This window comes from Pseudomonas sp. PS01270, assembly GCF_029959775.1.
GTDB lineage: Bacteria > Pseudomonadota > Gammaproteobacteria > Pseudomonadales > Pseudomonadaceae > Aquipseudomonas > Aquipseudomonas atacamensis.
Genome location: NZ_JASCPT010000174.1, coordinates 1 through 8,646, shown reverse-complemented (window position 1 = coordinate 8,646; position 8,646 = coordinate 1). Strand labels below are relative to the sequence as shown.

Sequence of the window (8,646 nt, the reverse complement as noted above, 5' to 3'; positions counted from 1 at the left end):
GGAAACAGGCTGGTCTGGCTGCGGGACTGTCCCTGGATGTAGGCCATAACGAAAAATGCTCCGTATCTTTCGATACGGAGCATTTTCTTTGAGCGCTGCGCAGATTGCTAGGTTTTCACACAGTCTGTTGATGGCCGGTTTTTTTGTGCCTGGAAGTTGAATCGTGCTGGCGGTGAAGACTTCCAGAGGATCGCTGAGCCCTTCCTCCCCGGATTACTTCTCGAAATCCAGATGCAGCCTCGCCAGTACATTGAAGATCGGCTCCCCGGCTTTGTGCGGGACGTTCAATCGAGTGAATACTTTCCTCCAGTTGGCGAGCGCAGCGAGAGTCTGCTCGATATATTCCTCGGCCTTGAGGTATTTATAATCCTTGCAGATCTCCATGATTCGCTTGCGCGTAGGCGTGCCGGGAGTGCGGCCACCGAAGTCAGTGGTGTGCTCGCCCATGGCGTTTGCGAAGGTCAGGTCGTATGCCGGGGACAGCGTCCAGGTTTCTCTCTCGCCTTTTTTTTCAGGATTGTGGCAGAGAAAGGCAAAGTTCTTCGCATGGTCGTCATGGTTGTGAGACAGCGCATTGAAGATCATTAACCTGGCCATCTTTTCCACTTCGACGGAGCTTCTGGTCAACACCTGAGTGAGCTTGAGCAGGTTCGGGTAGTCGATGGATGACAATGCGCGGTAGTCCGCGTACATGAGCGCCGAGACGGTCATCATGTGAATCTTGCGCTCGCCGTCGCGGTCGAAGCGCTTGGTTGCGAAGAAACGCTCAACCTCGCCGCCAGGCATCTGCACATTCAGAAGATCCGATTCAGCCATGGTCACTCCGGCGGCACGAGCCATCTCGGCATACGCGAATTCAATGCCGCCGGTTTCAATCGGTTCGTACAATGCCCTGAACTTCACGATCCAATGTGCATACCCCTCGGTCAGGGCATCAAAGGCCGAAATTGCGTGTTTTTTGTCGGCAGACAGCGCCACGATTGCCTTCGGTCGTGCGCCCCCCGGTGAGCCACCAGCCAGTCGCAATTTGGTAAGCACTGCAGGGGTCTCACCCTCTTGAACTTCGATTGAAGCTTCGTAGAGTTGGCAAATATCCAAAGGGCCTGTGAGCTCTGTTTTTTCCGCCTTCGGCTGATATTCAAACGCACCCATACTGCGCTCGCCCATATAAGCAAGGCGATCAAGCGCTGTGAGGGTTAGGTGGGTGCCGTCACCGAAGGTGCTGTCGAAATATCGATCCATCAGCAGCATGCCCCAGCCGTCAGGCAGTGAATCGGCGAACGGTCCGTGTAGCCCTTCGAAGAGGCTGGTGTTCCTGGCCAACTGGGGCTTTTCGTCCCAAGCCATTGTCAGCGGCGAAAGATTGTAGCCAGTGGCAAGCCAACCCGGATCGTAAGCGAAGTAAATCCCCCGGCCCGCGACTCTGACCAGTTCACCAACCTTGGCGCCCTCTTTCAAAACATTCAGCGCTTCTGTGTGTTTGAAAGGCTTGATCATCAGCGCATCCCTCTCTTGCGCCTGGCATTCTTCAGCTCATCCAGCGAGCTCGGCTGCTCTGGTTTGAACAGCTTGGTCACAGCGTTGAGTTCATCAAGCGCAGTGGCTATCAGGATCAAAGCCTCCAACGTCACGAGACCGGTCGCTTCGAATCGCTTGATGGTGGATTCGGAAACCCCCGCCTTTTCTGCGAGCGTCTTGCGGGAAAGATTTTTGGAGAGCCGCAGGATTTTGGCGTTTTCTCCGACATTTCTAGCGATCTCAGCCGGCGAGTGAAGCAAATGCATGAGTGACATGGCAAACCCTTCCAATTCTTAAGGATCTTAATAGAGCCATTGTAGCCATCTAACCTCCCTTAAGGATCAGATATGACCATTTTTGAAAAATTTAACTAATTTCGTGGAGCAATAGAGATCTTCGGATTGCTACACAGCTGACACTGAGGATTAGCGGTTGGGTCACGCGTGGCCGCTTTTGTCACCGCGAATCTTACTCTCCGCAATGCAGTCATATTTGGCAACGTAATGATGAACACAGCGTTTGTTGTGCCGTTCAAGATCGCCGCTCATGTGGTTACCAAAGCGGACATCATTTATGGACATCAAACCCATTCGGAGCACTGAAGACTTGTCCGCAGCATTGCTGCGTATCGAGCAGATTTGGGGCGCTGAGATGAACTCGCCGGAAGGCGATGAATTGGAAATTCTCGCTCGGCGGGTGGGCGAGTATGAGGAGCAGCAATTCCCGATTCCCCCTTCCGAGCCCTTTCAAGAGGACAAACCTGGTATTGATCAGCGGTTTTGACGCTGCACTAGCCGAAAAACCGGTCGCAACGACCGGTTACTTTTTACTCGGAAATCAACGCCGGCTAACCCACCGGCACCACATTATCCAGCACCTGATTCACCGCCAGCTCGCCCAGCATGACGACCTGGGCGATGCCGAGCAGGGTTTTGCGCTGGCTGCCGTCGAGCAAGGCGGCAAAGTCGCCGAGCATGACGCTGGCCGAGCCGAGGGACTCGCTGGCGTTGACCAATAGCGACTCGGTATCGGTGCCCGGATTAACCATGAACATGCTGCTGGCCTGGTACGGCGGTGAGCTTGTTTTTGGTGGGATGAGATAGTGGTCGAGGGCGCGTTCGGCGGCTTCGTGGAGTTTTTTCGAATCGAGGGACTCGTAAGGAGAGGCCGGATCGGTTTCCGGCGGATTTGGCGTTACTTTGAACACGGGGCGGTACCTTTCATTTGAGCCGCATCCACCACGCTACTAAACGGGAGGGTGGCGGCTGTACGCAAGTTAGTAGACCGGACCCATCCCCCATCCGGCGCACCCGAAGGCGCCATGCGCACAGCCACCATAAAATACAGGCACGCGCCTGATTCAACGGAACTCGTGCAACCGTTACGAGGAGGACATTACCGGGCTACTAAACCCGATCACTGGAAATCAGTGACGCGAACCAAGTTACCGACCGCCCTCCAGGCGCACAAGCCGGCGGATTCTGGCGTACCGGTAGGCAGCGGCGCAAGGATTTGTAGGCATCAGGACGTAACGCGATTCGACTTTAAACAGCCATGGCGCACCACGTGTAAAGGCCTGAAAAACAGAAGGAAATTTCCGACGAGTTCAGCGTGAACGAGTTGAAAGGAAGCCAGAGGACGATGATGATGGCGGCGCAGCGGTGATCGGGTTTTCAAGCGCCAGCGAGCCCCTCACCCTAACCCTCTCCCGAGGGAGAGGGGACCGATCGGGTTGTTCTTGCGAGTTACGCCGACCTGAACCAATGCGTCGAACTCACGATAAAAAACGAGCTAGACGAATGAATATTTTCAACGGGTCGCAACAATAAACACACGTGGAAACGGCAACAGCACCGAGCCGTCAGCCAAGGCCGGATAAGCCTTGGCAACTTCCGCCAGATACCGCTGCAGATACTGCGCCCGCTCCTCCTCGGTCAACGGGCTCAGGAATGGAATCAAACCGCTGCCCTTGAACCACTCCACCACCCCCGCCGCACCATCGCGAAGTTGGTGATGATAGGTGGTGCGCCACACATCGACCCGCGCGCAATGCGGGCGCAGCATCGAAAAATACTCGCTGGCACTGGCCATGTCGGTACGCTGCCCGGCAGCGTCTGCGAGCTTGCTCGCCCACGGCCCATTGGCGGCGACTTCACGCATCAAACGGTGGGACGGTTCGTTGAGGTTGTCCGGCATCTGGATCGCCAGGCTGCCACCATCTGAAAGCTTGCTCGCCAGGGCTGGCAGCAACGAAGCGTGATCAGGCACCCATTGCAGCACCGCATTGGCGAAGATCACATCAAACGGACCCTCGTCAGCCCATTTGTCGACCTCGGCCACCTGAAACTGCACGTCAGGCAAGCGCTTGCGCGCGGCGGCAATCATGTCCGCCGAACTGTCGAGGCCACTGACGCTCGCCTCGGGAAAACGCTGCACCAGCAATTCGGTGGAATTGCCCGGTCCGCAACCAATGTCCACCACCGCCCGGGCCTGCGCCGTGGGTATCGCCGCCAACAGATCACGGGCCGGGCGGGTGCGTTCATCTTCGAAAGCGACGTATTGCTGGGCAGACCAACTCATTGCGTTCTCCTGTTGGGGTTTTCTGTCGACTGTCGACACGATACCGCGATCTGCGCCGTACGCCTTCCCTACCAAAGTCCTGCACCGAAACTTGTAAACAGAATTTTCAGCGCAACGCCGATGTCTGAATTTCAAGCTCCCAAAACAAGGACTCCCATCATGAAATTCGCAAAAATTGCCCAAAAACTTGCCCTGTGGGCCGGTAGCCCGAAGACGTTCATGGGGGCGTTGATTCTGATCGGGTTGTGGGGTTTGAGCGGGCCGATTTTTGGTTACAACGACACTTGGCAACTGATCATCAATACATCGACGACGATCATCACGTTCCTGATGGTGTTCCTGATTCAGAACACGCAGAACCGCGACACCGACATTCTGCACTTGAAACTCGATGAGCTGCTGAGGGTGAACAAGGAAGCGCAGAACGCGATGCTCGGGCTGGAGGCGCTGGATCTGAAACAGCTTGAAGCGTTGCGCCGGCATTACCGCGCGCTGGGTGAGAATCAGGTGTTCGATCTTGAGGGGCTTGGCGACAAGAGCAAGCCAAAGCAGGATTTGAATGAGTGCTGAGCAAGTAAACACACTCTGTGGGAGCGAGCCTGCTCGCGAAGACGTGGGGACAGCATTGACTGACACACCGCTTTCGCGAGCAGGCTCGCTCCCACAGGGGAAGCATCGCATTTCAACTGAAAGTTTCTCTCACACTGCAACAATACGGCGAAGTTAGCGACTGGCCTGCAACGCGCGGGCCTTCTCCAGATGGCTTTGCAGTTTCGGCAAAGTCTCATCGGCGAATGCTTTGATTTCCGGCACGTCGGTGGTCTGTGCCTGTTGCTCGATCTGGGTGATGGCCTCTTCGGTCGCCTTGACCTGACTGGCGGCGTAAGCCTGATCGAAGGTCGCGCCATCCTTTACTTCCGGCATCAGCTCTTTGGCCTTGTCGGCGAGTTCTTCGCGAGGTGCGACCGGCAGGTCGAGTTTCTTGGCGATCTTCGCCAGATGCTGGTTGGCTGTAGTGCGGTCGTTGATCACAACGATGGTGTAATCCTTGACCTCTTTCGATTCGGTCTTGCCGTGGGCCTGACGGCTGGCTTCGATGTCAGCCATGCCTTTGGCGGAGGCATCGTTGATGAATTCGGCAGGCGACTGGGCGAACGCAGTGCTGGCGCACAGGCCCAGCAGAGTCGCAAAACTGGCATTACGTAAACGGGTGGCCATCCGGCTCATGGTCGCGCCCTCCTCGTGGAAAATTCAAGCGGGCCGTGATTCGCCCGCTGCTCAAATAGTCGCGGCGGACAATTGTCCGCCTCAGTTAAGAAGGCTTTGGCGTTCAAAGGTTTAGAAAATCTGCCGAGGCCGCGACGAACGGCGCGCCCGCTTCAGATGCCCAGCGCCCGATGATTCAGGCGCTTGGCCGCATACATGGCCTGATCGGCATGCCGGAACAGTTGCTGTTCTTCTTCACCGTGTTCAGGGAAACGCGCCACGCCGATGCTCGGTTCGATACGCAGGTCATGGCCGTCGAGGCGCATGGGCTGCGCCAGCACCTGACGGATTTTTCCGGCGACACTGTCGGCATCTTCGGCGGCATGCACGCTATGCAACAGCACGACAAACTCATCGCCACCGATACGCGCCACAGTGTCGGTTTCACGCACGCAGCCTTTCAGCCGATTGGCCACGGTTTGCAGGAGCATGTCACCGACGGCATGGCCATGGGTGTCGTTGACCTGTTTGAAGCGATCCAGATCGACATATAGCAGCGCCATGTGTCCGTGCACGGTTCGCGCATGGGCCAGCGCAGCCCTGAGCCGATCACGCAGCAGTTCGCGGTTGGGCAGTTGCGTCAGTTGATCGTATTGCGCCATGCGCTTGAGCCGCGCATGCAGTTGCTGGCGTTCGATGGCCGTGGCGACTTGTGCGCAGACGTATTGCAGCAGTTCCTTGTCCTGCTCGGTGTAGCGTTCGCCGCCAGCGAGGCTTTTGACGATCAAGGCGCCGATGGTGCCGTTTTTTGAGCTTAGCGGTACGCCGAGCCAGCAAGGCGCGTTCTGCTCCGCCACCAGCGCAGCGAAGTCGGGCGTGGCATCGGCGCTGTCCGGGGTCAGCAACATTGGCTGGCCGCTGCGGATTACTTGCGCGCAAAGCCGTCCGATGACGGTGCCGGGCTGCTCGGGCTGCAATTCGTGATCGTCGACGTGATAGGGAAAATTCAGCTGCCCGCAGTGTTCGTCGTACAGCGCCACGGAAAAATTCAGCGCCGGCAGCCATTCGCCAATGAGCAAATGGACGCGTTTGAACAGCGCCAGCAAATCTTCCGCCGCATGCGCCGCCTCGGAAATTGCGTACAACGCCGCTTGCCGCGATTCGGCCTGCTTGCGCTCGGTGATATCGCGGGCGACGGCGATGCGCAGTTGGTCGACCTCCGACCAGCGCGCCGACCAGGAAATATGCGCGACGCTGCCGTCCTTGCGCAGGTAGCGGTTCTCGAAATTGTGCTTCGGGTCGCCGCCCATGATTTCGCCTGCGGCCGCGAGGGTGCGCTGGCGATCGGCCGGGTGCACCAGCTCGATCATCGAGCGGCCGATCAGTTCGTCAGGCGTGTAGCCGAAAATCCGCTCGCAGGCAGCGCTGACAAAAACGAAACGGCCCTGTTTGTCGACCGCGCAAACGGCGTCCAGCAACAGGTCCATGTAGCTCGCCAGCGGCGCAGGGTTAGGGCTTTGCATGGTTCTACGGGGTGTCCGCGCAGTGCAGCGATTTCAATCGTCCATGATCGTGATTGCGCGTCCCTGCCCATTTCATCAAGTCTTGTTCGGCAGCAGCCCCGGCAGCGCGTGCATCAACGCATTGATGGCGAAGCCGATAAACATCACGCCGCATAAACGGGTGATGAGCAGCTCATGACGCTGATACACCGTGCGCACCCGCTGCGCGCCGACCACGCCGATGAGGATAGCGTAAGCCAGCGCACCGCCGATGAAACTCAGGGCGATCAGCGCCGGCAGCATCGACCAGTTGAGCAGTTCGGCGCGGCTCGACAGCAGCGCCGTAAAGGTCGCCACCGCCACCGGATAGGCCTTGGGATTGGTCAGGCCGAAGACGATGCCGTGCCAGAACGGCTGCCGCGCCGCCCCTTGCGCCTCGTCGCCATTGCGGCGTTGGGCACGCACCGCACGCCAGCCGAGCCAGAACAGGTACAACGCGCTGAGCACGCCGAGCACATCGAACGCGGTGCTGCCGATTTCCCGCGCACCGACAATCGCCACCAGCGCGGTGCTGCACCAGATCACATCGCCGAGCAGATGCCCACACAGAAAACCCGCCCCGGCCCGTCGCCCATGGGCCGCGCCAATGCCGAACACCGCCAGCACGCCCGGCCCGGGCGTGATCCCGTAGATGAAACCCGAAGCCAGAACGGCCAACAGCAATGATGGAGTCATGAAAAACCTGCGAGCGCCAGAATACGTGGCGCAGAGTCTATATCACCGAGATTGAAGCGGATCAGGGTTCGTCGCGGAAACGCATGCCGGGATACGGTTTCTGCCGACACGTAGCCCGCCGCGATTGCAAATCGCCGACATGGACCTCGAGCTTGTGCCCGTCGGGATCGAGGAAGTAGAACGACGCGCCTTCAATAGCCTCTCAGATTTTCGGGAACGAAATATTGCTGTCCGTCATAGCGCAACGTGTTCAGCACCGGCTTTTCGTAAGTGGTCTTCGACTCGCAGGTGTCGGGTGGCCCCTCACCGACCAGGCCCGTGGTGACTGAGCGGACAATGATATCGGCGTAACCATGGGAACTGGTTTTGCCCATCTCAAGCGTACGCACCGTCTCCGAGCGCTCTCCGGCGCACTTGCCATCCCACTCGCCACTGAAGCTGTAGACGACCAAGCGATCCAGCACCGGGCGCAGTTTGTCGCCCTCTTTCACGTAGAGCGACAGCAGGGTTTCATCCAGCGGATTGACGCGCGACGAGCCTTTGAAATGGGCGCGTACGCCGAAGGCACGGAGGTCGGACGTGAGTTTATAACGCGCCGTATCCAGCTCCAGACTCTCCAGCGCGATGGCATCGGAGAGAAACGCCGACCGCTGATGATAGGTCGCCAGCGGCTTGGGGCTGCCAGCGGTAGTGACGGCCAGAGCCAGATCGTATGAACCCACCCTGCCGTCCTGACCATTGACCGGATCGGGCACGAACGTCGATAGCGCGGTAATCGTCAGCGACGGATAAGCCGGCCAGTCCTTGCACAAAGAAAAGTCCGCTTCGCCACTGACCGCAGGCGGCGTGCAATCGGCCAACGCCTGCCCAGCCATCAACCACCCGCAGAGCGCCGCAGCGGTGATCCACGTGGACTTCATTGTCACTTCCCGCTCCTTGAAGATATTTCCAGGCGCGCACTATCCCTTTCTGCATCGGAGGATTCAACAGATCTGGCCAGCGAATCCTCTCATGTGTCTGAAGTCGGAATTCGCGAGCAGGCTCGCTCCCACAGGAAATCCGCATTGCAAATGTGGGAGCGAGCCTGCTCGCGAAGGCGTCATCG

General features: G+C 58.2%; 9 protein-coding genes and 2 pseudogenes. 2 read left to right on the top strand and 9 right to left on the bottom strand.

All coding sequences use genetic code 11. The annotated features are described in order from the left end of the window. Window positions 1-213: 213 nt before the first annotated feature. Both QMX86_RS26125 and QMX86_RS26120 read right to left on the bottom strand, forming a co-directional pair. Window positions 214-1,497 (bottom strand): type II toxin-antitoxin system HipA family toxin, encoded by a 1,284-nt coding sequence (locus QMX86_RS26125; RefSeq protein WP_282387563.1) that lies wholly within the window; start codon window positions 1,495-1,497, stop codon window positions 214-216. Beyond that, the gene (locus tag QMX86_RS26120) at window positions 1,497-1,793 is read right to left on the bottom strand and encodes a helix-turn-helix transcriptional regulator (RefSeq protein ID WP_122700028.1); all 297 of its coding nucleotides are present in this window, start codon (window positions 1,791-1,793) and stop codon (window positions 1,497-1,499) included. Before QMX86_RS26120 ends, QMX86_RS26125 begins: the two co-directional genes overlap by 1 nt. 298 nt (window positions 1,794-2,091) lie before the next feature. On the opposite strand from QMX86_RS26120, the pseudogene QMX86_RS26115 reads away from it, so the two are divergent. Beyond that, window positions 2,092-2,262: pseudogene (locus tag QMX86_RS26115) on the top strand (transcriptional regulator); the annotation flags it as partial. A 103-nt stretch (window positions 2,263-2,365) separates the two neighbouring features. Here the strand turns inward: QMX86_RS26115 and QMX86_RS26110 are convergent. Together QMX86_RS26110 and tam are read right to left on the bottom strand one after the other, a co-directional pair. Next, a complete protein-coding gene (locus QMX86_RS26110) occupies window positions 2,366-2,725 on the bottom strand; it encodes a DUF6124 family protein (protein ID WP_071174652.1) in 360 nt (119 codons plus the stop codon). A gap of 602 nt (window positions 2,726-3,327) precedes the next feature. Continuing rightward, window positions 3,328-4,098 (bottom strand): trans-aconitate 2-methyltransferase, encoded by a 771-nt coding sequence (tam, locus tag QMX86_RS26105; RefSeq protein ID WP_282387569.1) that lies wholly within the window; start codon window positions 4,096-4,098, stop codon window positions 3,328-3,330. 159 nt (window positions 4,099-4,257) lie between these two features. On the opposite strand from tam, the gene QMX86_RS26100 reads away from it, so the two are divergent. Beyond that, window positions 4,258-4,668 carry a low affinity iron permease family protein gene (locus QMX86_RS26100; RefSeq protein ID WP_016771301.1) on the top strand — a complete coding sequence of 137 codons (411 nt, stop codon included), beginning with the start codon at window positions 4,258-4,260 and terminating at the stop codon, window positions 4,666-4,668. A gap of 153 nt (window positions 4,669-4,821) precedes the next feature. Here QMX86_RS26100 and QMX86_RS26095 read toward each other — a convergent pair whose 3' ends face one another. The 5 genes and pseudogenes from QMX86_RS26095 to QMX86_RS26075 all read right to left on the bottom strand — a co-directional run bounded on the left by QMX86_RS26095 (window position 4,822) and on the right by QMX86_RS26075 (window position 8,467). Beyond that, window positions 4,822-5,325: a DUF4142 domain-containing protein gene (locus tag QMX86_RS26095; protein WP_039760848.1), complete on the bottom strand. Its 504-nt coding sequence runs from the start codon at window positions 5,323-5,325 to the stop codon at window positions 4,822-4,824. A 152-nt stretch (window positions 5,326-5,477) separates the two neighbouring features. Continuing rightward, entirely contained in the window at window positions 5,478-6,827 is a 1,350-nt protein-coding gene (locus QMX86_RS26090) for a sensor domain-containing diguanylate cyclase (protein ID WP_282387677.1), read from the bottom strand. A gap of 75 nt (window positions 6,828-6,902) precedes the next feature. Beyond that, on the bottom strand, window positions 6,903-7,541 hold the full coding sequence (locus QMX86_RS26085) for a LysE family translocator (RefSeq protein ID WP_071174649.1): 639 nt from the start codon (window positions 7,539-7,541) through the stop codon (window positions 6,903-6,905). A 61-nt stretch (window positions 7,542-7,602) separates the two neighbouring features. Beyond that, window positions 7,603-7,734: pseudogene (locus QMX86_RS26080) on the bottom strand (glutathione transferase); the annotation flags it as partial. Next, window positions 7,733-8,467: a hypothetical protein gene (locus QMX86_RS26075; protein WP_282387674.1), complete on the bottom strand. Its 735-nt coding sequence runs from the start codon at window positions 8,465-8,467 to the stop codon at window positions 7,733-7,735. The gene QMX86_RS26075 and the pseudogene QMX86_RS26080, both read right to left, overlap by 2 nt. Between the last annotated feature and the right edge of the window lie 179 nt (window positions 8,468-8,646).

Excerpts from the sequence above, each read along its gene's own strand:
- QMX86_RS26125 (WP_282387563.1), bottom strand. The coding sequence starts at position 1,497 with ATGATCAAGCCTTTCAAACACACAGAAGCGCTGAATGTTTTGAAAGAG.
- QMX86_RS26120 (WP_122700028.1), bottom strand. The coding sequence starts at position 1,793 with ATGTCACTCATGCATTTGCTTCACTCGCCGGCTGAGATCGCTAGAAAT.
- tam (WP_282387569.1), bottom strand. The coding sequence starts at position 4,098 with ATGAGTTGGTCTGCCCAGCAATACGTCGCTTTCGAAGATGAACGCACC.
- QMX86_RS26100 (WP_016771301.1), top strand. The coding sequence starts at position 4,258 with ATGAAATTCGCAAAAATTGCCCAAAAACTTGCCCTGTGGGCCGGTAGC.
- QMX86_RS26095 (WP_039760848.1), bottom strand. The coding sequence starts at position 5,325 with ATGAGCCGGATGGCCACCCGTTTACGTAATGCCAGTTTTGCGACTCTG.
- QMX86_RS26090 (WP_282387677.1), bottom strand. The coding sequence starts at position 6,827 with ATGCAAAGCCCTAACCCTGCGCCGCTGGCGAGCTACATGGACCTGTTG.
- QMX86_RS26085 (WP_071174649.1), bottom strand. The coding sequence starts at position 7,541 with ATGACTCCATCATTGCTGTTGGCCGTTCTGGCTTCGGGTTTCATCTAC.